Origin of the sequence: uncultured Microbulbifer sp. (genome assembly GCF_913055755.1) — a bacterium.
Classification (GTDB): Bacteria; Pseudomonadota; Gammaproteobacteria; order Pseudomonadales; family Cellvibrionaceae; genus Microbulbifer.
In genome coordinates, this window is the sequence record NZ_CAJXKH010000040.1 from 1 (window position 1) to 24,060 (window position 24,060).

Annotated in this window: 19 protein-coding genes; 4 read left to right on the forward strand and 15 right to left on the reverse strand. The window is 59.3% G+C overall.

All coding sequences use genetic code 11. The features are described from left to right. From QZ511_RS08625 to sdhC, 5 genes are all read right to left on the reverse strand, one after another. Positions 1-1,203 (reverse strand): thiamine pyrophosphate-dependent enzyme (locus QZ511_RS08625; RefSeq protein WP_295801680.1); only part of this gene is annotated, 1,203 nt, incomplete at its 3' end. A gap of 218 nt (positions 1,204-1,421) precedes the next feature. Further along, positions 1,422-2,126, reverse strand: coding sequence for a succinate dehydrogenase iron-sulfur subunit (locus tag QZ511_RS08630; RefSeq protein WP_295801682.1), 705 nt, complete (start codon positions 2,124-2,126; stop codon positions 1,422-1,424). Positions 2,127-2,144: 18 nt separating this feature from the next. After that, positions 2,145-3,917, reverse strand: coding sequence for a succinate dehydrogenase flavoprotein subunit (gene sdhA, locus QZ511_RS08635; protein ID WP_295801684.1), 1,773 nt, complete (start codon positions 3,915-3,917; stop codon positions 2,145-2,147). A gap of 3 nt (positions 3,918-3,920) precedes the next feature. Beyond that, complete coding sequence (sdhD, locus tag QZ511_RS08640) at positions 3,921-4,289, reverse strand: succinate dehydrogenase, hydrophobic membrane anchor protein (protein WP_295801686.1); 369 nt, start codon at positions 4,287-4,289, stop codon at positions 3,921-3,923. Next, complete coding sequence (gene sdhC / locus QZ511_RS08645; RefSeq protein ID WP_295801688.1) at positions 4,283-4,657, reverse strand: succinate dehydrogenase, cytochrome b556 subunit; 375 nt, start codon at positions 4,655-4,657, stop codon at positions 4,283-4,285. The genes sdhD and sdhC overlap by 7 nt, the downstream gene beginning before the upstream one ends. A gap of 637 nt (positions 4,658-5,294) precedes the next feature. On the opposite strand from sdhC, the gene gltA reads away from it, so the two are divergent. Further along, entirely contained in the window at positions 5,295-6,584 is a 1,290-nt protein-coding gene (gene gltA / locus QZ511_RS08650; protein WP_295801690.1) for a citrate synthase, read from the forward strand. 94 nt (positions 6,585-6,678) lie between these two features. Here the strand turns inward: gltA and QZ511_RS08655 are convergent, their stop codons facing one another. The 6 genes from QZ511_RS08655 to QZ511_RS08680 all read right to left on the reverse strand — a co-directional run bounded on the left by QZ511_RS08655 (position 6,679) and on the right by QZ511_RS08680 (position 17,811). Beyond that, positions 6,679-8,295, reverse strand: a complete 1,617-nt coding sequence (locus QZ511_RS08655; protein WP_295801692.1) for a glycosyl hydrolase family 18 protein — start codon at positions 8,293-8,295, stop codon at positions 6,679-6,681. A gap of 95 nt (positions 8,296-8,390) precedes the next feature. Beyond that, positions 8,391-11,258 carry a glycosyl hydrolase family 18 protein gene (locus QZ511_RS08660; RefSeq protein ID WP_295801694.1) on the reverse strand — a complete coding sequence of 956 codons (2,868 nt, stop codon included), beginning with the start codon at positions 11,256-11,258 and terminating at the stop codon, positions 8,391-8,393. 789 nt (positions 11,259-12,047) lie between these two features. Then, entirely contained in the window at positions 12,048-13,679 is a 1,632-nt protein-coding gene (locus QZ511_RS08665; protein WP_295801696.1) for a long-chain-fatty-acid--CoA ligase, read from the reverse strand. Positions 13,680-13,736: 57 nt separating this feature from the next. After that, positions 13,737-16,034, reverse strand: a complete 2,298-nt coding sequence (locus QZ511_RS08670; protein WP_295801698.1) for a TonB-dependent receptor — start codon at positions 16,032-16,034, stop codon at positions 13,737-13,739. A 37-nt stretch (positions 16,035-16,071) separates the two neighbouring features. After that, complete coding sequence (locus tag QZ511_RS08675; protein WP_295801700.1) at positions 16,072-16,899, reverse strand: alpha/beta hydrolase; 828 nt, start codon at positions 16,897-16,899, stop codon at positions 16,072-16,074. A gap of 276 nt (positions 16,900-17,175) precedes the next feature. Next, positions 17,176-17,811, reverse strand: coding sequence for a TetR/AcrR family transcriptional regulator (locus tag QZ511_RS08680; protein WP_295801702.1), 636 nt, complete (start codon positions 17,809-17,811; stop codon positions 17,176-17,178). A gap of 243 nt (positions 17,812-18,054) precedes the next feature. On the opposite strand from QZ511_RS08680, the gene QZ511_RS08685 reads away from it, so the two are divergent. Continuing rightward, a complete protein-coding gene (locus QZ511_RS08685) occupies positions 18,055-18,324 on the forward strand; it encodes a hypothetical protein (RefSeq protein WP_295801704.1) in 270 nt (89 codons plus the stop codon). 54 nt (positions 18,325-18,378) lie between these two features. Here the strand turns inward: QZ511_RS08685 and QZ511_RS08690 are convergent, their stop codons facing one another. Beyond that, positions 18,379-18,594 carry a DUF3820 family protein gene (locus tag QZ511_RS08690; RefSeq protein ID WP_295801706.1) on the reverse strand — a complete coding sequence of 72 codons (216 nt, stop codon included), beginning with the start codon at positions 18,592-18,594 and terminating at the stop codon, positions 18,379-18,381. A 189-nt stretch (positions 18,595-18,783) separates the two neighbouring features. Between QZ511_RS08690 and QZ511_RS08695 the strand changes: the two genes are divergently transcribed. Continuing rightward, positions 18,784-21,078, forward strand: coding sequence for a S46 family peptidase (locus tag QZ511_RS08695; protein WP_295801707.1), 2,295 nt, complete (start codon positions 18,784-18,786; stop codon positions 21,076-21,078). A 49-nt stretch (positions 21,079-21,127) separates the two neighbouring features. On the opposite strand, the gene QZ511_RS08700 is transcribed toward QZ511_RS08695, so the two are convergent. Genes QZ511_RS08700 through dcd form a run of 3 tightly spaced genes read right to left on the reverse strand, consistent with a single transcriptional unit; the run spans position 21,128 to position 23,134 of the window. Continuing rightward, positions 21,128-21,313 (reverse strand): hypothetical protein, encoded by a 186-nt coding sequence (locus QZ511_RS08700; protein WP_295801709.1) that lies wholly within the window; start codon positions 21,311-21,313, stop codon positions 21,128-21,130. An 11-nt stretch (positions 21,314-21,324) separates the two neighbouring features. Further along, the gene (locus QZ511_RS08705; RefSeq protein ID WP_295801711.1) at positions 21,325-22,539 is read right to left on the reverse strand and encodes an NAD(P)/FAD-dependent oxidoreductase; all 1,215 of its coding nucleotides are present in this window, start codon (positions 22,537-22,539) and stop codon (positions 21,325-21,327) included. A 25-nt stretch (positions 22,540-22,564) separates the two neighbouring features. After that, positions 22,565-23,134 (reverse strand): dCTP deaminase, encoded by a 570-nt coding sequence (gene dcd / locus QZ511_RS08710; protein WP_295801712.1) that lies wholly within the window; start codon positions 23,132-23,134, stop codon positions 22,565-22,567. A gap of 197 nt (positions 23,135-23,331) precedes the next feature. Between dcd and imuA the strand changes: the two genes are divergently transcribed. Further along, the gene (imuA, locus tag QZ511_RS08715; protein WP_295801714.1) at positions 23,332-24,051 is read left to right on the forward strand and encodes a translesion DNA synthesis-associated protein ImuA; all 720 of its coding nucleotides are present in this window, start codon (positions 23,332-23,334) and stop codon (positions 24,049-24,051) included. Positions 24,052-24,060 lie beyond the last annotated feature (9 nt).

Genomic DNA, 24,060 nt, shown 5'->3' on the forward strand with positions numbered 1-24,060 from the left:
GCTGGTGGTAAAGCCCACCTGGTTGTTCAGTACCAGGTGGATGGTGCCGCCGGTGTAGTAGCCGCGGGTCTGGGACATCTGCAGGGTTTCCTGCACCACACCCTGGCCGGCAAAGGCCGCGTCACCGTGGATATTGATCGGCATCACCTTCTCGCCGGTGCTGTCGCCGCGGCGGTCCTGGCGCGCGCGTACAGAACCAACCACCACCGGCGCACAGATTTCCAGGTGCGAGGGGTTGAAGGCCAGCGCCAGGTGCACTTCGCCACCGGGGGTCATCACGTTGGAAGAGAAGCCCTGGTGGTACTTCACGTCACCGGAGGTATCCAGGGTTTTCTTGCCCTCGAATTCCTCGAACAGGTCCGCCGGGTTTTTACCCAGGATATTGACCAGGGTATTCAGGCGGCCGCGGTGGGCCATGCCGATCACGATTTCTTTTACCGCGTAGGTACCGGAGCGGCGAATCAGCGCGTCCATCAGCGGGATCAGGCTCTCGCCGCCTTCCACACCAAAGCGCTTGGTGCCCGGGTACTTGGAGTCCAGGTGACGTTCCAGGCCTTCTGCAGCAGACAGGCGCTGCAGAATTTCAGTGCGGATGTCGTCGCCAAAGCTCGGCTTGCTCAGGCTGCGTTCCAGGCGCTGCTGGAACCACTGCTGTTCGTCCAGGTTGGACAGGTGCATGATTTCCGCACCCAGAGTGCCGCAGTAGGTGCTCTCCAGGCCCTGGACGATATCGCGCAGGGTGGCTTCGCCATTGCCGAAGAACAGGTCGCCGGTCTGGAAGGTGGTATCGAAATCGCCTTCGGTCAGGCCGTGGTAATTCAACTGCAGATCCGGCACCTGCTCGCGGGCCATGATGCCCAGCGGGTCGAGGGTCGCCTTTTTGTGGCCGCGGTGACGGTAGGAGTTGATGAGCTGCAGAACTTTGATCTGCTTGCGCTCGTGCTCAATATTGACTGAGCCGGCGCCGGGAGCGGAGAGAGGACGGGTGCGGTTTTTGGCCATCAGTTCGAAATGATGACGAATGGCCGCATGTGACACGTCGCCGCCGGCTACCCGGGGCAAGCTGTCGAAGTAATTGCGCCACTCTTCCGGGACGCCATTGGGGTCGTGCAGATAGGTCTCGTACAGCTCCTCCACATAGCCGGCGTTACCGCCGGAGATATGCGAAGTGCGCCAGAGCGCCTCCATAGTGCTTTCGTGCATTTAATGCCTACCTCGATTGTCGGCGCACACCCTCTGAAAATACTGCGCCGCTCTTTCCTGTCTTTTCACTCACAAAAGGGGAGGCGCTGAAAAGACACCTCCCCTTTTTCGTATAGGCCTGACAACTGCACTGCTATCGGCCTAATTGTGGTTATTTTTGGTGGGTAACCCACGCTCCCCGTCCTGGGAAAGCGCTGCACCTGGCTTCAGACGCTGCGCTATACGGCGCGGGTTATCAGCATATTGCGGATATGACCGATGGCCCGGGTGGGGTTCAACCCCTTGGGACACACGTTTACACAATTCTGGATACCGTGGCAGCGGAATACGCTGAAGGGGTCATCCAGTTTGCTCAGTCGCTCGTCGGTTGCCTCGTCGCGGCTGTCCGCCAGGAAGCGGTACGCCTGCAGCAGGCCAGCCGGGCCGATGAACTTGTCCGGGTTCCACCAGAAGGACGGGCAAGCGGTGGAACAGCAGGCGCACAGGATACACTCGTACAGGCCGTCCAGCTTCTCGCGATCTTCCGGCGACTGCAGGCGCTCGATGGCCGGAGCCGGGGTGTCGTTCTGCAGGAAAGGCTCGATCTTCTTGTACTGGGTGTAGAACTGTTCCATATCCACGACCAGGTCGCGGATCACCGGCAGGCCCGGCAGCGGGCGCAGGACCAGTTTGCCTTTCGGCGCGGCTTCGGAGATCGGCATGACGCAGGCCAGGCCGTTCTTGCCGGAGATGTTCATACCATCGGAGCCACACACGCCTTCACGGCAGGAGCGACGGAACGCCAGGGACGGGTCTTCCGCCTTCAGCAGTTCCAGCACGTCCAGCACCATCAGGTCTTTGCCCTGGGTGTCCAGCTCGTAATCCTGCATGTAAGGGGCAGAATCCGTGTCCGGGTTGTAACGGTAGATGCTTACTTTCAACATAATGCTTCCGCTCCCGAATTAGTAAGTACGCGCTTTCGGCTCGAAAGTGTCGACGGTCTTCGGCGCGAAGTTAACCGCACGTTTGCCGACACGCTTTTCAGCCGGGAAGTACATGGAGTGGCACAGCCAGTTCTCGTCGTCGCGCTCCTGGAAGTCTTCGCGGGCGTGGGCACCGCGACTTTCGGTGCGGACCTCTGCGGCGATGGCAGTTGCTTCCGCCACTTCCAGCAGGTTCTGCAGTTCCAGCGCTTCGATACGGGCGGTATTGAAGGCGCGGGACTTGTCGTCGAGACGCACATTGGCGATGCGCTCGCGCAGGCCTTCCAGCTTCTTCACACCCTCGGCCATGTAGTCGCCGCGACGGAATACACCGAAGTGGTTCTGCATCACGTTCTGCAGCTCGGTGCGCAGGCTCGCCGCGGATTCACCGTCATTGGTGGTTTCCAGACGATTCAGGCGCGCCATTGCCGCTTCGATATCGGATTCGGAAGCTTCGCGGTTTTCAACACCTTCGCGCAGCGCCTTCTCGATGAACAGGCCGGATGCGCGACCGAACACCACCAGGTCCAGCAGCGAGTTGCCGCCCAGGCGGTTGGCGCCGTGTACGGATACACAGGCAACTTCGCCACAGGCGTAGAAGCCGTCGACAACCTGGTCGTTACCGGAGGCGTCCTGGGTCAGGGCCTGACCGTGAACGTTGGTGGGGATACCGCCCATCATGTAGTGACAGGTCGGCACCACCGGGATCGGCGCATTGACCGGATCCACGTGGGCGAAGGTCTTGGCCAGCTCACAGATACCCGGCAGGCGGCTGTGCAGCACTTCCTCACCCAGGTGGTCGAGCTTCAGGAATACGTGGTCGCCGTTGGGGCCAGCACCGCGGCCATCGAGGATTTCCAGCACCATGGAGCGGGCCACCACGTCGCGGGAAGCCAGGTCTTTGGCGTTGGGCGCGTAACGCTCCATAAAGCGCTCGCCGTCCTTGTTGATCAGGTAGCCGCCTTCACCGCGACAACCTTCGGTCACCAGCACGCCCGCGCCGGCAATGCCGGTGGGGTGGAACTGCCACATTTCGATGTCCTGCACCGGCATACCGGCACGCAGGGCCATACCGACACCGTCACCGGTGTTGATGTGCGCGTTGGTGGTGGAAGCGAAGATACGGCCGGCACCGCCGGTGGCGAATACGGTGGCCTTGGACTTGATGAATACGACTTCGCCGTCTTCGATACAGATGGCGATCACACCCACCACAGCACCGTCCTGGTTCTTCACCAGGTCGACCGCGAACCATTCGTTCAAGAACACGGTGTTGTGCTTGACGTTGTTCTGGTAAAGGGTGTGCAGCAGCGCGTGACCGGTACGGTCAGCAGCGGCACAGGTACGTGCAGCCTGACCACCGCGACCAAAGTCCTTGGACTGGCCGCCGAACGGGCGCTGGTAGATACGGCCTTCCTCGGTACGGGAAAAAGGCAGACCCATATGCTCCAGTTCGAACACCGCTTCCGGACCCACGGAGCACATGTACTCGATGGCATCCTGGTCGCCGATATAGTCGGAACCCTTTACGGTGTCGTACATGTGCCAGCGCCAGTCGTCGTTCGGGTCGTCACTGGCGATCGCGCAAGTGATACCGCCCTGGGCGGATACCGTGTGCGAACGGGTCGGGAATACTTTGGTGATTACCGCAGTCTTGAAACCGGACTGGGCCATCTGCAGCGCCGCGCGCATACCTGCGCCGCCGCCGCCAATTACGATACCGTCAAAGGTAATAGTTCGCATATTCGACATGTCTTACACACCCCACAGAATTTCAATGCCCCACACCGCGTAGAACACGGCAACCGCGCCCAGCAGCACTTCAACCAGGATGCGCAGGACAGTCGCCTTGCCACCCATCATGCGGTTGGTGAGGTAGTCAGTGATCACGGACCAGAGACCGATCCAGGCGTGTGCAATAGTGGAGATCAGGGCCACCAGGCTGAATACACGCACCCAGCGCTGCTCGAACAGCGCGGACCAGCTGTCGTAGCCGAAATCCTTGGAGAGAAAGATGAAGCCCACTATAAAGAGGGTGTAAGCCACCAGCACCACGGCACTGACGCGCTGAATGAACCAGTCGTACAGACCGCTACGACCAAATCCCGTTACTGCCTTTACCATATCAGTACCCCCGCCAGCAGAATGAGAATGACTGAAAGCACCAGTACTGTGACCGCACCGCGGCGACCACCATCCAGGCTCTCACCAATACCCACATCCATCAGCAGGTGACGCACACCAGCGATCAGGTGGTAAATGAGAGCAGCCAGGGCAACCCACAGAATGAGCTTTGCCGGGACACTGTTGAAAGTATCTGCTACTTCTTGAAAACCCTGCTCGGATTCCAAACTGGCGTCCAGCATGCACAGCAGCAGCGCGACGACAGCAAAAAGCACAACGCCGGAAATACGATGCAGAATGGAAACCAGTGCGGCAGCGGGGAGCTTGATAGTAGAAATGTCTAAATTGACAGGTCTGTTTTTATTCACAGGAAAAACACCTTGTTGCCCTGAAGACGGGGCGCCCGTTGATTCACTGTTAAGAAAGGGCGAGCTTGCTGTTCAATCTGCGCACAACCTGTAGAGGTCTTGTACAAACTGGCCTTACCAAGGCGCAAGCCGCGCGGATTATAGGCATTCGGGTTGCAAAAAACAACGAAGGCCCCGAGGTTTGCGGCAGCTTTGTATCAGTCGACTGCCACGCCACACAACCGACCAAGGTATGACCCGGGTAGAAGTCGGCCACCGAATTTCCCCCAGCGATATAAGCAGGGTAACAGGCAAATTCCCTGCCACCTGGGCCCAGCACCGAAGATCCTGCGGATAGGAAGCGGACTCAAACCCCTAATTTGGTTTGACAATTTGGGGCGCGGCACTTAAGTTTGGCCGCGCTCAAAAGCCCGCTAGCCTCATATCCGCGTCCGGATGCAGCCAACGACGGCCCTCCGAGCTCGTAGAATCCGGCACTTCCCGGGTTTTGCGTGGGCCCAATCGCAACTTGACCCATTAGAAGGTGCTCATAATAAGCGAGGGGCAAACCGCACCCGGCCCGTAGAACCACTGATGTAGTTCAGAGGTTTATGTGGAAAGAAAAAGCTGGCTAAAGAATAGTTTTTAGGAGTCCACAATGTCCGACAAGAAAGCTCAACTCACGGTCGACGGTTTCGACGGCGCTATTGACCTTCCGGTCCACTCTGGCACAGCCGGCCCTGACGTTGTCGACGTCTCAAGCCTCGCCGGCAAGGGCCTGTTTACCTACGACCCGGGCTTCATGTCCACCGCCTCCTGCGAATCCAAGATCACCTATATCGATGGCGCCAAGGGTGTTCTGCTGCACCGCGGCTACCCCATCGAGCAGCTGGCAGAAAAGTCTGACTATCTGGAAACCTGTTACCTGCTGATGAACGGCGAACTGCCGAACGTTCAGCAGAAGAAGGAATACGTCAGCAGCATCATGAACCACACCATGGTGCACGAATCACTGGTCAACTTCTTCAAGGGCTTCCGCTACGACGCCCACCCGATGGCCATGATGTGTGGCGTGGTTGGCGCCCTCGCCTCCTTCTACCACGACTCCCTCGATATCACCGACCCCGAACACCGCAAGATCTCCGCTGACCGCCTGATTGCCAAGATGCCGACCCTGGCCGCCATGTGCTACAAGCACAGCAAGGGCCAGCCGTTCATGTATCCGGACAACAGCCTCAGCTACTCCGAGAACTTCCTGCACATGATGTTCGGCAACCCCTGTGAGCCGAGCAAGATCGACCCGGTTGTGGCCAAGGCCATGGACGTGATCTTCCTGCTGCACGCCGACCACGAGCAGAACGCCTCTACTTCTACCGTGCGTCTGGCCGGCTCCTCCGGTGCCAACCCCTTCGCCTGTATCTCCTCCGGTATTGCCACCCTGTGGGGCCCGGCGCACGGCGGCGCCAACGAAGCGGTACTGAACATGCTGGAAGAGATCGGCGACGAGAGCCGTATCGACGAGTACGTTGCCAAGGCCAAGGACAAGAACGACCCGTTCCGCCTGATGGGCTTCGGCCACCGCGTGTACAAGAACTTCGACCCGCGCTCCCGCGTGATGCAGGGCATCTGCGACGAGGTTCTGGGTGCCATGGGCGCCGAGAACGACCCGCTGCTGCGCATCGCCAAGAAGCTGGAAAAGATCGCGCTGGAAGACGAGTACTTCGTCGAGAAGAAACTCTACCCGAATGTGGACTTCTACTCCGGTATCATCATGAAGGCCATCGGTATCCCCACCGATATGTTCACCGTGATCTTCGCCACCGGCCGTACCGCCGGCTGGATCGCACACTGGAACGAGATGATCTCCAACCCGTACAAGATCGGTCGCCCGCGCCAGCTGTACACCGGCTACACCTCTCGCGACTACGTTTCCCTGGACGACCGCTAAGCGGCAACAGTGAAACCACAAAAAAACCCGGCAATTGCCGGGTTTTTTTGTGCCTGAAAACGCCCTGACATTAAGCCAGAGCGCTTCGGTTACATCAGGGCAGGTTATGCACGTGACTGCCAACCGGGCCGGAGAAGATACCGCCGTCGTGCATGTCCCAGTTGATGGACCAGGTCATCACGCCGTTGAAGGTGGGATAGGCCTGGCTCGGGGTCAGCGTATCGCAGTTCTGCTGCGCGGTGAGGCAGTCCAGCGCACGGTTGATATCCGCAGTCGTAGCAAAGCCGCTGCCCGCAGCGCTCGGGCCTGACGGCAGCGCCAGGCCGATCTGCGACGGTGCGAGTCCGTCGAAGAAGCCGGCGGAGCCACCCCCAAGCGGGAAGCCTTCGATCAGCATCAGCGCCGAGGAGACCATCATATCGACAGAACCGGCCGCATACGCCTGACCGCGATACGGCGTGGACAGGCCGCCGTTGTTGTACAGCTGCACGTGCAGCAGGTCCAGCTCATTGCGCAGCTGGTCGATCATCGGCAGGTAAGCGCCCCAGATGCCGGTGTAGGACACATAACCGCCCTGCACATAGGGATGTTCCGGCGCCATCGACAAGTACATGTTCGGGTAGCGCTGTTTCAACTGCTTTACCGCCGCAACCATGTTCTCGATCACCGGCGCCCCGTGCATCACCCCGGCACCGGATTCCAGGTCGATGTCGATACCGTCGAAACCGTACTCATCCATCATCGCTGCGGTACTGTTGACGAAGTTGGTGACGTTCTCCGCACTGTTCAGGGTCACGGTGCCGTTCTGGCCGCCGAAGGAGACGATCACGATCTTGCCCGCGGCGCGCTTGGCGGCGATATCCGCAATAAACTGCTGCTTGTCGAGCCCCGGATCCAGGTTGAATGCAACACTGCCGTTGCCCGCATCATCCGCAAAGGCCACCACGATCACATCCCACACATCGGAAACTGCGCTGATACGCACCAGGCCGGAACCATTGTCAAAGTTGTGCCAGTAGCCCACCAGTGCGTGCTTGGGCAGCAAGCCGCTGTTCCCTCCAGAAGAGCCGCCAGAAGAACCGCCAGAAGAGCCGCCCGAGGAACTGCCGCCGGAGGAACCGCTGGAGGAGCCTGAAGAGCCCGAGCCACCACTACCGGAACTGCTGGACGAGCTGCTGCCGCAGTCCCCTGCCAGGCTCCAGGCATCCTGCCAGTGCATCCCCACACCCGGCTCGTAAGCCCAGGCCGCGGAAGAGGAACACCAGCCGGCGATGTTGCAGATAAACTCCTGGCCGACGTTCTGTACCACATCACCGGCGCTGTATGCGGTACCCGCCAGGTACTGCGCCGAAGTACAGCTGCCACCACCGGAACTACCGGATCCGCCGGAAGAGCTCGATGAACTTGAAGAGCTCGAGGACGAGCTGGATGAAGAACTGGAACTCGAGGAGGAAGAACTGGAACCACCAGACGATGAGCTACCGTCACAGGCACCGTCGTATTTCCAAAAATCCCAGGTGCCGGAATTGGTCGCCGGGTTGTTGTTCTGGGTCCAGTAATTCGCGGTGTAGGCGTTACCCTGGTGTTGCACCGGATTCCCACCGACATAAATGGCGCTGCTTTCCCAGGTCGGGCGCGCACTGCAATCCACTGCTGCGGCCTCAACCGAGAAAAGCGCGAGGGCGATCAGCCCCAGTAAGCGACTTTTCATTGTTATTTCCTTTTTCGGCTTATCAATAAACAGAAAGAACAGAGGACGCCGTGGCGCCCTCTGCTTACTGCGGTACTACTTAATCAGAGAGGGAGTTAATTACAGGTCGCGGGACCGATTTCTTCCCAGTCGGAAGAAGTGTCCGGCTGCTGGCCCTGGGTCCACCACTTGGCGCGATAGCGCAGGCCGTTGTAATTGACCTCGTCGCCACCGTTGTAGGCAGTGGACGCATTCCAGGGAACTTCGATATCGCTGAGCAGCTTCCAGCTGGCGGCGCCGATACCGGGCTCATCCTGGGTCCAGTACTTGGCTTCCCACACCAGGTTGTCATGGCTCACCTGATCGCCACCGAGATAGGTGGAACCGGATTGCCAGGCCGGGAAACTGCCGGCATTCGGATCGGTGGTTGCACAGGTTTCGCCACTGCCGCCCTCATTGGTCACGGTGACGATAACGTCGGCGCTGACACTGTCCATGCCGTCGCTCACGGTCACGGTGAGAGCGAAGTCGGTGTCGGCGGAGACCTGCGGTGCGGTAATGCCGATGGTGGCACCGGTACCGCTGGCCATACCGGACCAGGTGTAGCTCAGGCTGTCGCCATCGGCGTCGGTAGCCACGGCAGTGACGGAATCAGTGGCGCCTTCGGCAATGGTGATGCTGGCAGGTACAGAGACTTCCGGCGGGGTGTTTTCAGCCAACAGGAACACGCTAACCTGATCCGGTGTTGCATCGCTCAGCTCGCCATCGCTGACGTTCAGCTCGAACACCAGTTCGTCTTCAACCGCGACTTGTGCAGCAGAGAAAGTCGGGGTGGCCGCCGCAGCGTCACTGAGGGTTACCGGGGTACCGCGGACCTGGGTCCAGGCATAGCTCAGGCTGTCGCCATCCGGATCGCTGGAAGCGGAACCATCCAGGGTCACAACAGCAGGCGTCACCACCATCTGATCAGCACCGGCATCGGATACCGGAGCGCGGTTTTCCTGACCTGCGGATACACTCACCACGACCGTGTCGGTGTCTGTCTCGGCACCGTCATTGACGCTCAGAGTGAAAGTCAGGTCACCGGAAACGCCCGGAGCAACGAAAGAGGCAACGGCACTGGTCGCGTTCTGCAGCGCAACCTCAGCACCACCGGTTTGAGTCCACTGGTAAGTCAGCGGGTCGTTGTCCAGGTCACTGGAGTCGCTGCCATCCAGGGTCACGCTCACGCCGCCGTCGACGGACTGGTCGCCGCCGGCACGTGCGGTCGGCTTGCGGTTACCGGGGCCATCACCATGGCCGAGGCTCTCGTGCATGGCATTGAGAATATCGCCGTTGTCCGCATCGATCTCCCAGGAGAAGAGACCGGCCAGGCTTTTCGACTGCACGTAGGCGCCCTTGGCCAGCACGGAGCGGTGGTTGTCATAGGTGATCAGGTCACCGGTGCTCGGCTTGAAGATGTAGGGCGCTTCCGCGGTAGCATCGTAATACTCCTGCCACTCTCCGGTGGCGATACGGCCGACAATATCGCGGTAGTCCACAACCCCCGCTTCCCAGGTGCCGCTAACCATGCCGGTAGCGGTACCGGTCATATGGTCGCCACCGGTCCAGCCGGAAACGCCGGTCCAGCCCCGGCCGTACATGGCAGCCCCCACCACCAGCTTGCCCGGATCCACACCCTCGGCGAGCAGCGCCTGAATGCCGTTGTCGGTGGTGTAGTCGGTGTCCGGGCGCCAGGACGGCGCATACAGCGCGGTCTGGTGACCGAGAACTTCGTTGCTCCAGCCACCGTAGAAGTCGTAGGTCATCACGAAGAAGTAATCCATGTACTGCTGAACAGCCATGTAGTCCACGTCTTCGATCTTGTCAGAGCCGGCACCGATGGCGGAGGTCAGCTCGTATTCACGACCGGTGTCCTGCTCAACCCGGTCCAGCATCGCGCGCAGGTCGCGCATCAGCAGGCGGTAGGTTTCACCGTCCGCCGCCGGGTCGCCGAGGCTTGCATTGGCACCCTGGCCGCCCGGGTATTCCCAGTCGATATCCACACCATCAAAGAATTTCCAGGTGCGGATAAATTCTTCCACCGAGTCCACAAAAGTCTTGCGCTTGGCCGTATCGCCAAAGAAAAAGAAGGGATCAGACAGGGTCCAGCCGCCGATGGAGGGCAGGATTTTCAGGTCCGGGTAGGCCTGCTTCAGAGCCATCAGCTGGCCAAAGTTGCCCTTGTAGGGATCCGAGAACGTCTGGCCGTTCTGGGATTTCTGCACCGCCGCAAACGGGTCGTGCAGAGAAACCTTGAAGTCCTCACGACCGGAACAGGAGCGCTGCAGCGCGGCAAAGCTGCCTTCAATTTCTTTCAGGCTGTCGTTGATGCCGTCGCCACCACAGATGGGTACGAAGCCGTAGATGATGTGCGTCAGGTTGTAGGCCGGGATTTTGTCCACGGAGAACTTGCGGCCGTATACGCCCCACTCCACAAAATAAGTACCGACAACGGAGCCGGAAGTGTTGGTATAAGGCTGGTTGTTTTCTCCGGCAGTCAGGGTAATCGGGTCCAGGTGGCTGCCATCGGTATCGGCGACGACGATATCCTTCGCCGCGGAAGTTGCGCAGCCGTCGTCGTTACACAGCGCGACCTGAAGCGCATACTGGCCGCCCTCGCTCACCTGCAGGGTGGCGGAACCGGTCTGGGTATCGCCGCCGCCACTGAGACTCTGCTCGAACACCACTTCGCCGTTCAGCAGGTACTGGGCGCTGGTGGCCGGATCACCGGACCACTTGGACCAGGCAACGGGTACTTCGGCGTAATCGTTGACGGTAATCAGCTGCTCGTAGGCGGTGGCGGCATCGTCCACCTCGATGATGGCAAAACTGGTTTCCATCCATTCGATGGTCGGCGCACCGGGCGCGGCGATGGCGGAAGAACTGGCAAGGCCGAGCGCTAACAGTGCGCGGCGCCAGTGGCTGGGTGTAAGCCCTTTCATTGATTTTCACCTTGTTCGTTATCTTTTTTTGATCAGGTTTATCAACGGGGACAGCTTGTCTGTGCGCGTTCCGCCATACCTCGGCGGGCACCCTTGCCCCCGATTGAACGGCATGCAACAACTTATGCCGGTACTGCTGGTACCTCTCGAATCCCCAGCTGCCGAGCAAAAACCTGCCGGCTTCCGGGCAATATGACACCGCTGTCATTTTTAATAAAAATATGACAGCGGTGTCATAAGAGCATCACAGTATTGTGGTTTTGGTGGTTTGGCGAGCCCGGTCAGGCGCACTTGAGAGGTTAGTCACAAACAGGCTGCAATTTCTGGCGCCCAAAAATACAAGGCGGCCGATTTGCATCGACCGCCAGTCCCATTTACCCAAACAAGCTGACTGAAAACTACCCTACCTCTTTCCACTCGCTGAAATCACTTTCATGATCAGTGGCTGCCCAGTGCGGGCATATGTCGTAAGGGCATGTCCAGCCTCCGTTACGGACCGCTTCTTCTTGGCACTCCACCTCGTCCTGCGACGGGGGAGTCTTCCCGGGATGCTTCCATTATAGGCTCGCGCTTTCCCAATCCAAACCGCAAAGCCCGGTAGCAAGCCTCCGCAAGGTGCGCAGTAAGCGCAGAACCCAGTTGTCACTCTGGTTCAGGCAACCGGACTTTTCGGCGCGCGCCAGCGCAGGTTCCCCAGCGGGGCCTGCGCTAATGGAACCCCTCGCCAGGACCGGGAGTGGCCGCCGACAATTGCCTGGAAACCATTGTTTGTATTGAGCGTGCAACCGGCTACGCCGAAAGGGTTTCCGGCCAGCGGTAATCCGCCAGTTGGATACGCAGATCTTTTTTACTGATCTTTCCAGTGGCGGTATGGGGGATGGTTTCTACCACCAGGCAGTCGTCGGGAATCCACCAGCGGGCAACCTTGCCGTGAAAGCGATCCAGAATTTCAGTCGTATCCACGGCAGCACCCGGTGTGGGTACCACTACCAGCAGCGGTCGTTCATCCCATTTCTCATGGGCAATACCGATGACCGCCGCCTCACGGATTTCCGGCATGGCTACCGCAATATTTTCCAGCTCGATGGACGAAATCCATTCTCCGCCGGATTTGATCACGTCTTTGGTTCTGTCGGTTATGCCGAGGTAACCGTCTGCATCAATGGTCGCCACATCGCCAGTATCAAACCAGCCATCGGTAGTGAGAGCAGAAGCTTCGGACTTGAAATAGCGTTCGCAGATCCAGGGGCCCCGTACCTGTAATGCGCCAAACGCAATACCGTCGTGGGGCAGGCGTTTGCCGCTGTCATCGACGATGCGCATTTCCACTCCGAATGCCGCGCGCCCCTGTTTGAGCCGTCGTCTCCTGCGCTCTTGTGGCTGGATATTTTCCGGCAGCCAGCCGTTGAAAGTGCCGAGTGGACTCATTTCCGTCATACCCCAGGCGTGGTGGGTATAAACCCCGTGTCTCTTTTCAAACTCCTGCATGATCGACCAGGGACAGGCCGCGCCACCGACAATAACCCGTTGCAGGCTTGGAACTTCCTGTGCGGTTTCGCGCAGGTATTGCAACAGGGCCAGCCAGACCGTCGGCACCCCCGCCGCCACATTGACGTTTTCTTCCTGGATCAGGGCACACAGTGTTTCGCCGCAGCCCATTTTCGGGCCGGGCAACACCAGTTTCGCCCCCATAACCGGTGCGGCATAAGGGAGCGACCAGGCATTGACATGAAACATGGGCACCACCGGCATTACCGCTTCATATTCCTGCAGTGAGAATGCGTTCGGCATCAACACACCGTAGGTATGCAGGGTCATCGCGCGGTGGGAATAAAGCACCCCCTTGGGATTACCGGTGGTACCTGAGGTGTAGCAAAGTGCCGCCGCACTTTGTTCATTGAGTTCGGGCCACGAAAAACCAGATGGCTCGCCGGTAAGCAATGCTTCATAACAAATGGTGTTGCGCAAGGTGGTGGCCGGCATTTGTGCCTGGTCACACAGAATGACAAACCCCTTTACACCGGGAAGGCTGGCCGCGATCGATTCCACCACAGGCACAAACGCCGGGTCGATAAACAGCCAGCGATCTTCTGCATGCTGAATAATGTAGGCGATCTGTTCAGTAAACAGTCGCGGATTAATCGTGTGGCAAACCAGTCCACTGCACGAGGTTGCGTAGTACAGCTCGAAGTGCCGGTGATCATTCCAGGCCAGGGTTCCGATACAGTCGCCGGGTTGTGCCCCGAGTTTCTGCAACGCACTGGCGAGTTGCCCGGCGCGTTCAAAGGCCTCTCCGTAGGTATAGCGGTGGCGTGGATTGTCTGCGGTAATGGATACAATTTCACGGGTGGAAAAATTTTCCTGCGCGTGACGCATAATGCCAGTCAGGGTCAGCTGCCCCTGCATCATCAGGCCGTGCATAGCGTTCTCCCTCAGTTTTTAGATCGAAGCTGCCGGCGGCAGCTCCGGAGAAAAATGTCAGAGATCGATATCCAGCCGCAACGCCCACACCCGGGGATCACCGTAAAATCCGCTTACGATCGGGAATCCGGATCCTCGAAGGTCATAGCCCGTGTTGCGGTATTCCTCGTCGGTCAAATTCCGCCCTTCGAGCGCAAGCTGCCAGTTATCCGACGACACCGGGGTGAAAACCACCGCTGCGTTCCAGAGCCCGTAGGCTTCCTGGAAAACGATGTCACTCAGGTCCGTGGTCGGATAAACGTCATCTCGATAGCTGTAACTCAGACGCGCATCGATATTGCCGAACTCTGCGAGTGCAAAGCTGAAATCACCATTGACCGTATAGGCTAGTTCTGGGGTATTGGTAAATTCCTGATCATCAGCAACATTCACGCCCGCGGAAATGTATTCCCGGTAATAGGCATCCAGCCAGGTAGCATTGCCGCTCAGCGTGAAATAGTCGGTTGGCATCCACTGGTACTCCAGTTCGAGTCCGCGGATCACACCGGCGCCGGCATTGGTAAAATCACCGAAGAAGCTGTCCTTGTTGCCATCGCCGGTGGTGTCCACACCGGTAAAGATGCTGAGCTGAATATCCTTGTAGTCACTGTAAAAGGCCGCGGCATTCACCCGCAGGGATTCGCCAATATCTGCCTTGACGCCCAGCTCGTAACTGGCGACCTCCTCCGGTTTGTAGGGATTCTGTGATTCGGGAACCTGCACGGTGTTGGCGCGGATATTGAAGCCACCGCTCTTGAAGCCCTCACTGTAACTGGCGTAAAGCAGCGTTGTTTCATTGAGCTGGTGATCGATACCAATACGGGGAGAGAAGTCCGTCCAGGTTTCCGCACCTTCGAAATCCGCACTGACCTGACCGTTGGGAATCGTGAAATCTGCATCCGCCATATTCTGGTTAAGCACCACGGCGCGCTTCTTCTCGCGGTTGAAGCGCCCCCCGAGGTTGAGCGCAGTAGCGTCCGTGAAGTTATAGCTGAGGTCACCAAACAGCGCTGCGGCGTCGGTGTCCACCTCGCCACCACTTGAACCATAAATCGCGAGAGTGGGCCCAATGATCGGCACCAGTGCAGGCGCTACCAGCACTGTCGGAACACCGAAGCGGTTGCGCACCTCGCCACCCGCTGTCGCGTCCAGCAGATAAAGCCCGAATACACCGCTCAGGGCATCGCCGTTGTACTGCCACTGGAATTCCTGGCTCAGTTGTTCGTCGTGCTGTACGCCGTCTACGTCGGCAATGGGATAGGGTCCGAGGTCAAAGTCAATGGCCTGGTTGAACTCCCCCTCGCGGCGGGCAGTGATGGACTTGAACGTCCAGTTACCCTCGCCCTGCCAGCCGACAGTGAGAGCAGTACCGGAATTGTCGGTATCGTTGCTCTGGTTGGCGAAGCCATTGTCCACATCATAGCGGTGATCGCTGACCGGCAGCGGCGCCTCACCACTGAAGAAAGACTCGACACCATTGACCACCATACGCTGGGCACCGGGCACGGCCGAGCGATCATAGACCGCATCGTGGGCCAGGTTTACCGACCAGTTGGCGTCAGGGCGCCACTCCAGTACCGCTCGCCCCGCATACAACTGCTTGTCGGAAACCTCCGCGCCGGTGAGACGGTTTTTGCCAAAACCATCGCGCTCGAAGCTGCCCACCGCCAGGCTGGCGAAAAGGCTTTCGGACAGTGGAGTAATGATGGACGCGGCGAAATCCCGCTGGTTATAGCTGCCGAGCGCCGTCTTCAGCGCGATTTCCGTTTCATCACCGATCGGGCGACTCACGTATTTGATCGCACCGCCGATGGTATTGCGCCCGTACAGGGTTCCCTGAGGACCGCGCAACACTTCCACCCGCTCCACGTCCAGCATTTCCAGCAGGGCGCCCTGGGGGCGAGCGAGGTACACATCATCCACGTAGATACCCACTCCCGGCTCCACGCCCCACAGAGGGTCCGACTGCCCCACACCACGGATATATGCGGTCACCGTGGAACTGGTGGCGCGTGCAGGATAGACCGTAAGCCCGGGTACCTGCGACTGCAGATCCGACAGATCGGAAATACCGGCAATCAGCATGTCCTTGCCACTGATGGCACTGACCGCCTGCGGCACTTCCTGCAGGGATTCGTCGCGCCGGCGCGCGGAGACCACAATTTCCTCGATCGCCTGTACCTGACTGCGCTCGGCGGCAGCGCTCTGGGCTGCAGCCTGGGGCGCACCGATCACACCGGTGCCGCCGAGGCCGGCAATGGCCAGGGTGAGCAAACACTTTTGAAATCCAGGTACCACGTTATTTTTATTAGACATACCCAATTCCTCTCTCGCTATTTTTTTATGGTTGAAATCAGTCGACGGATGCCTGCGCCAACAGGGTGCCCTCCTTCGCGGTGTGTTTGCGCAGAAATGTGCGGATATTCAGGTTGCATTGCTCCGGCGCATCCATCGGTGAGGCGTGGCCGGAATTTTCGATGATGGAAAGCTGCGCGTTTTGCATAGTCGCCGCGTAAGCGGCCTTGTAGGAGACCGGGGTGTAATCGTTGTCCGCGGTCATGATCAGTGCCGGAACCGGGCTGCCAGCAATACCCGGCCATACGTTGAAACGACCGATTGCCCGCAGGATTTTCAGGTAGCTGCGACTGTCCGCGGCGGCAATACTCTGCAGGAATTTTTCCCGCAGTGACTGCTGCGCGGGGTCGGGAAACAGCTTCGGCGCGATACTTTTGGCCAGTGCCGGCAAACCCAGGCTGCGAATCATCAGGGTGCGCAATGCGACCAGTAATCTGAGCCGCCAGCGCCCCTTATTCATGCCGGGACCGGAATTGATCACGGTTACCGTACGCAGGCGCTGTGGATGGCTGGCCACCAGTTGCAGCGTCACCATTCCACCGAGGGAGAGTCCGGCCACATGGGCACGCTCGATGGCGAGATGGTCCAGCAGCGCCAGGGCATCTGCCGCGAGAGCCTCTATGGTTACGGGTCCGGTCAGCGTCGCGCTGTCACCGTGCCCGGGAAAATCGAGGGTCAGTATGCGGAACTCACCATTGAGGCTCTCTATTTGGGGTTGCCAGTCATCACCTCTGGAACCGAGGCCGTGCAACAGTAACAGGGGTTCACCCTGCCCCTGGGTATCGGTGAACTGCAGCCTGCGGCCGTCACGGGAAAAATACGGCATGGTTCTGTCTCATATCGCTGTTGTTATTGTTCTGTGGGTGGGGCTGGTCTGTACTTCGCTCTATTCGGCGGCCCCTGGTTCAGCGGCCCCGCCCCAATTTCGCAACCCCGACCCCACTTCCGCTGGCTCGCCCGATCTGGCGGGGAAAACCTAAAAATGGAATCGGAATACGAATTCCGATACCGAAAGCGTACTCCCCGCCCCCACCTCGTGCAAGTGGAATTCATCCACCCAGGTGGAAAATGATGCCAATTAGGGAGAAGACTGGCGTGGGGTTTAACGCGGACCGCGCAGATAGCCCAACAGCAACCGGGCAATTTCCCTTCGCAGGGACTCTGCCGGCAAACCACCCAGGGTGCCGGTTACCGTATGCTGGTTCAGAGCCCCCAGCACCATGTGGACCCCGGTGGCCACCGCCTGGCGGGGATTGTCGTGCAGCACCTGGTCCAGGAACGGCTCGAGACAATCGCAGGCAGTTGAGGATATGTGTGTATTGAGCTGGTGCACCCGATCCCGGAAGGCGGCACTGCGGGAGGCCCGCAAAATAACCGCGCGGAGTACGCCGCGACGCCCGGTATAGACATCGATATAGGTATCCGTAAGCAGGCGCACGCCCTCACCGAGATCGCGACAGTCTGCACCGGCACCACGCAGTGATGCGGTAGCATCCGCAAGCCGCTGCATGAATCGCTGCAGCAGCAATTGCGAGAGGGTTTCCTTGTCTCCCAGCAGCCGGTAGAACGTCCCCACGGATGATTCAGCCCGGCTCGCGATTTCCGCCACGCTGGCTTCTTCGAACTGATTGTCGGCCAGCAACTCTTCCCCGGCCTTCAACAACCGTTCCAGGGCCTGCCGGCTGCGAACCTGGCTTGGCTCCGGCACCTGTACAAGCGTTAGATCAGGTTGTGACATAGCTTTTCTTCCATCCTTCCCCAGCGGCAATTCGGCTGTATTCTGATGCCCGAACTGAGCCCGGCAAGAGCGAGCTTACCCCATCACTGCCGCACTACATACGCCTAATCTCTGTCGAAAAGATTTTTGTGGTGGTCAAAACACGACCATACACTGATTCCGACCAGCGTCAGTCAAGCAAACTGAAGAAAGACCGAAGGTCATTCTCGCTGATCCTCAAACAAGCGAAGTGAAGGGGTATTTATGCAGATGCAATCAATCAAGCGTTTGGGGCTGGTTACAGTGCTGACATCCAGTCTGCTCGGCGCAGGCTGCGCCTCCATGAGTGACACCGACCGTCGTGTGGGTACCGGCATTGGCGTCGGCGCGGTAACCGGGGCCCTGATTTCCGGCAGTCCCGGCGGCACCGCCGTAGGTGCGGCACTGGGTGGTGTCGGCGGCTGGCTCTACGACCGCGAGAAGAAAAGACGCTACTACTACGACAGCCGCGGCCGCCGGGTTTACGAGCGCTAATGGCAGCTGCCTGAGCAAAAAAGGAGAACCCTTACCGGTTCTCCTTTTTGCCATTCACTTTCCGCTTTTGAGGGGCTTGATCAGGCCCTCCAGGCCTTCGATCTTGATTTCCAGCGTCATCGCCATCAATTGCCCCAGGCGGCCGTTGGGGAAGCCCTTTTTCGCAAACCAGAGCAGGTACTCCTCCGGCAGGTCAATCAGCGGGCGGCCGGCATATTTCCCGAAGGGCATGGGTGTGCGCGCAATATCCACCAGATCCTGCTTTTCCATGGGTGTACCTCGGTTAAATCGCCTATTTTACAGGTTGGCAAACGCAACGGGGGACATTGCGACTTGTGAATGGCGCAGTTTTTCGTGCGGCGGGATCTGTGAGAATATTCCTCACACGTGGCCGCCGACGGCCCTGTTTATTTTTCAACCACACCAACCAATTTCCAGGAAACCATTTAAGGAATTTCCGTGAAAAGTTATTCAAAACTCCCGCTGGCGATGGGGCTTTCCCTTGCCGCAGTATTGTTGGGCGCCTGTAGCAAATCCACCGACGATAAGGTGGCCGTTGAAGCCGACACCGGCGCCGCCAAGCCGGCCGTAACCACAGAGGAAACCGTCTCCACCGAGGGGATGTGGATGCCCCGCCAGCTGCCGGAAATCGGCGACAAGCTGAAGAGCCTGGGGCTGGAACTGGATCCGAAAACCATGACGGACCTGACCCAGTTCCCGATGAACGCCGTGGTCAGCCTCGGTGGCTGCTCCGCGTCTTTCGTCTCGCCCCAGGGCCTGGTCGCCACCAACCACCACTGTGCTTACGGCTCCATTTCCTACAACTCCACCGAAGACAACGACCTGCTGGCCAACGGCTTCCTCGCCAAGACCCTGGACGAAGAGCTGCAGGCGGCACCGGGCTCGCGCATCTACGTCACCGTGGACATGCAGGAAGTCACCGACAAGGTGAAGAGCAAACTCAGCGACGACATGGATGGTGCCACCCGCTTCAAGGCCATTGAAGATGCGGAAAAGGCCCTGGTGGCCGAGTGTGAATCCGACCCCGGCCACCGCTGCGAGGTCTACAGCTATTACGGCGGAGCCAGCTACTACCTCATCAAACAACTGGCAATCCGCGACGTGCGCCTGGTACACGCGCCGGCGGCCTCCATCGGCAAATTCGGCGGCGATATCGATAACTGGATGTGGCCGCGCCATACCGGCGACTACTCCTTCCTGCGCGCCTATGTAGGCCCGGATGGCAAACCGGCGGACTTCTCCAAAGACAACGTTCCCTACAAACCCAAGCACTTCCTCAAAGTAGCCACCAAGGGTCCCGAGAAAGGTGACTTCGTGATGGTTGCCGGTTACCCCGGCCGCACCAACCGCTACCGCACCGCGGAAGAAGTCAGCAACAACTTCACCTGGTACTACCCCACCATGCAGAAGGTGCTGGAAGAGTGGTCCGGGGTGATCGGCAAGGCCACCGAGAACAACAAGGACGCGGCACTCAAGTACGCCAGCCTGGTTGCCGGCCTCAACAACTACTCGAAAAACTTCACCGGCATGATGGAGGGCTACAACCGCAGCGACCTTTTGCAGCGCAAGCAGCAGCTGGAAAAAGACCTGCAGGCGTGGATCGAAGCCAACCCGGAATCCAAGGAAAAATACGCTTCCGTAATCAGCGACCTGCAACAGCTGATCAGCGAGCAGCAGTCCACCCAGGAGCGCGATATGCTGCTGGGCTACATGAGCCGCTCGTCCATGCTGAGCTCGGCACAGCGCCTCTACCGCCTGAGCCTGGAGAAGCAGAAGCCGAACATGGAGCGCGAGCCCGGTTACCAGGAACGGGACATGACCCGTTTCACCGAGAGCATGAAGCGCATCGAACGCAACTTCGAGCCGACCGTGGACCAGGCCATCTGGACCTACTTTATCGAGCGCTACAATGCGCTGCCGCAAGACCAGCACCTGGAAAGCTTCGACAGCTATTTCGCCGGTGACCTGAGCGGCGACGCACTGCAGCAGAAACTGGGTGCGATGTACGAAAAAACCGGCCTCACCGACACCGAGACCCGCCTCGAGTGGATGGACAAGTCCCCGGAAGATTTCCGCAACAGCGACGATCCGTTCATCCAGCTGGCCGTGGCCACCTACGACGACCGCTACGCACTCGAGCAGCGCGACAAGGCCATGTCAGGCAAGTTCGCCGAACTGCGCCCGCAGTACATGGACCTGCTGATCGCCTACTACAACGAGCAGGGCAAGCCGGTCTACCCGGATGCCAACAGCTCCCTGCGCCTGACCTACGGCCTGGTCAAGGGCTACACCCCGCCCGCCGGCACCATCAAGGGGCCCGCCGATGGTAACGACGGCAAGGACGGCTTTGTGCCCTTCACCACCCTGCGCGGCATCGAGGCCAAGTACACAGGCGAAGATCCGTTCGATGCACCCCAGGCACTGCTGGGTGCAATCAAGAACAAGGACTACGGCCGTTTCTACAAAGAAGAGCTGGATTCCGTACCGGTCAACTTCCTCACCACCGTGGACATCACCGGCGGCAACTCCGGTTCTGCCACCATGAATGGCAAGGGTGAACTGATCGGCCTGGTATTCGACGGCACCTACGACAGCATCAATGCGGACTGGGACTTCAACGACAACACCCGCGCGATTCACGTGGACGTGGCGTATATGCTGTGGGTGATGGAGAAGGTGGACCACGCAGACAATCTGCTGGAAGAGATGGGGGTTGCGGCTCCGAAACAGTAATTCAGCGGACCTTAAGCAAAAAAGCCGGCATTAATGCCGGCTTTTTTATTTACACTAATTTGGTCTTGGTTTTCCCACAGCGCTGGCAGCGGTACTCGGTCACCAGCTTGCCCTGCTTCACATCAAACTTGCGCTCGGTCACCACCACCCATTTGTGGAAACCGTCCCGGCACAGGCTGCTGCCCTTGTGTTTTTCCCAGGCAGTCTTTCTCTTGAATGGCAGTACGTCACCCATAATGTTCTCCGTCAGACCTCACCGCCGGCCGCGTGCGCAGATGCCCAGGCCCACTGAAAATTAAACCCACCCAGCCAGCCGGTCACATCCAGCACCTCGCCGATAAAATACAGTCCCGGCTGTTTCTGGCTCTCCATGCTGCGGGAAGAAACCTCGTTGGTATCCACTCCGCCCAGTGTCACCTCCGCAGTGCGGTAACCCTCGGTGCCCTCCGGAATCAGGCTCCAGGTCTGCAGCTTTTCGCCAAGGGTTTTTAGTTCACTCTCGCCATACTGCTTCAGCGGCTTGCTCTCAATCCCGTTCAGCTGCAGGAAAAACTGCACCAGTTTTTTGCTCCAGAGCTCCGCCAGGATCGTGTGCAGAAAACTTTCCGGCTTTTTACCGCGCTGCTCGCCGAGCCATTGTGCCAGGTCCAACCCCGGAGCCAGGTCGAATTCCACCGCCTTGCCTTCACGCCAGTGGCTGGAAATCTGCAGCACCGCCGGGCCGGACAAACCCTTGTGGGTAAACAGCATCTGCTCGTGGAAGTGCCCCTGCTCACAGCTGGCATTGACCGCCAGGGAAGTGCCCGGCAATTCCTGCTGCCGCGCCAGCGCGCGTTTGTTCAGGGTAAACGGCACCAGCGCCGCGCGGGTGGGAATTAGGTTGTGGCCGAACTGCCTGGCAATATCGTAGCCAAATCCGGTCGCGCCCATGGTGGGAATCGACAGGCCGCCGGTGGCGATCACCAGGGATTCGCACACCACCTTGCCGAGACTGGTGTGCACTTCAAAGCCTTTCCCACCCTCTCCCTCTAGGGTCTCCAGAGGCTCGATGCGCTGGATCTCGCAGCGGGTGCGAATCTGGGCCCTGGCCTCGCGGCACTCCGTGAGCAGCAGGTCGACAATATCCCGGGACTTGTTGTCGCAGAACAGCTGGCCGAGGGTCTTCTCGTGATAGGGGATACCGTGCTTTTCCACCAGCGCAATAAAGTCCCACTGGGTGTAGCGGGCCAGGGCGGATTTACAGAAGTGGGGGTTTTCGCTGTAGAAGTTGTCCGGCGCCGTGTACAGATTGGTGAAGTTGCAGCGGCCGCCGCCGGACATCAGGATTTTCTTGCCGACCTTGTTGGCGTGGTCCAGCACCAGCACGCTGCGCCCGCGCTTGCCCGCCACCGCCGCACACATCAGGCCGGCGGCGCCGGCGCCGATGATCAGTACATCGGCCTGGGCGGGAAAGTCTGTCATGGCAAAACTTTGTCAGATTGGAAGATCAGGTCTTCGGCAGGGTCACGCCGCGCTGGCCCTGGTATTTGCCGCCGCGGTCCTTGTAGGACACATCGCAGATCTCGTCGGACTCGAAGAACAGCATCTGCGCCACACCTTCATTAGCGTAGATCTTCGCCGGCAGGTTGGTGGTGTTGGAGAATTCCAGGGTCACGTGCCCTTCCCACTCCGGCTCCAGCGGGGTCACATTGACGATGATGCCGCAGCGGGCGTAGGTGGACTTGCCCAGGCAGATGGTCAGCACCGAGCGCGGGATACGGAAGTACTCCACGGTGCGCGCCAGGGCAAAGGAGTTCGGCGGGATCACGCAGTAGTCGCCGGTCACATCCACAAAGCTGTCTTCGTCAAATGCCTTGGGGTCCACGGTGGCGGAGTGCACATTGGTGAAGATCTTGAACTCGCTGGCACAGCGCACATCGTAGCCGTAGCTGGAGGTGCCGTAGGAGATCAGGCGGTCACCGGATTCACCGTGGCGTACCTGGCCCGGTTCAAAGGGCTCGATCATGCCCTCGTGCTCAGCCATACGACGAATCCACTTATCGGATTTGATGCTCACCCTGCCCCCTCGATTTATACAAATGTCTGGTCACACAAAAGAGGCCGAATCATAGCCGGTTTGACCTGTTCGAAAAAGTGCCAACCTAGTTGGTACAGGCTTGCCGACACTGGACGACTACTGTATAAATTGCCAGTAGATACTGTATGCACATCCAGTCAACCCCGTTTCAAAAGCCCGTGCGGAGCAAGCCGATCGTGAACAGCGCCGAAAACTTCATGCAAAACAAGCAGTTAAGTAACCAGGCCGACAGTCAGCCAGCAACCCAGCCGCTACAGCAGCTGCTGACCCGGCCGGATATCTGGCAGCTGGCCAATCGCCAGCGGCAGCCCCGCACCGGCATTGCCACCGGCTTTCGCGGCCTGGATGCCCTGCTCGCCAACCACGGCTGGCCCCGCGGCGCCACCAGCGAACTGCTGGTAGACAAAGGCGGCATCGGCGAGCTGTCCCTGATCCTGCCCACCCTGGCGGAGATGACCCGCCAGGGGCGCATGGTGATCCTGATCAATCCGCCACACATTCCCTACGCACCGGCACTGGTACAGGCGGGCGTGCAGCTGGAAAAACTGCTGATCCTGCACCCCCGCGGCCAGCGGGATCAGTTGTGGGCCGCAGAGCAGTCCCTGCAATCCGGCGCCTGTGGCGCACTGGTGGGCTGGCAGACCAAAGAAACTCCCGCCGACAAGGACCTGCGCCGCCTGCAGGTCGCCGCCCGCGAGGGCGACTGCCTGCACTTTCATTTTCGCCCCGGTTCCTGCGCCAACACCCCCTCCCCCGCTGCGCTGCGCCTGCAGCTGAAAAGCGATGGCGAACAACTGGCACTGCAGCTGCTCAAGCAGCTGAACGGCAAATCCGGCCAGCGCATCCACCTGGCGCGCAACCCGGATCTGGTCCGCCGCGACCAGCCGCTGCACTAAGCAGAAAAC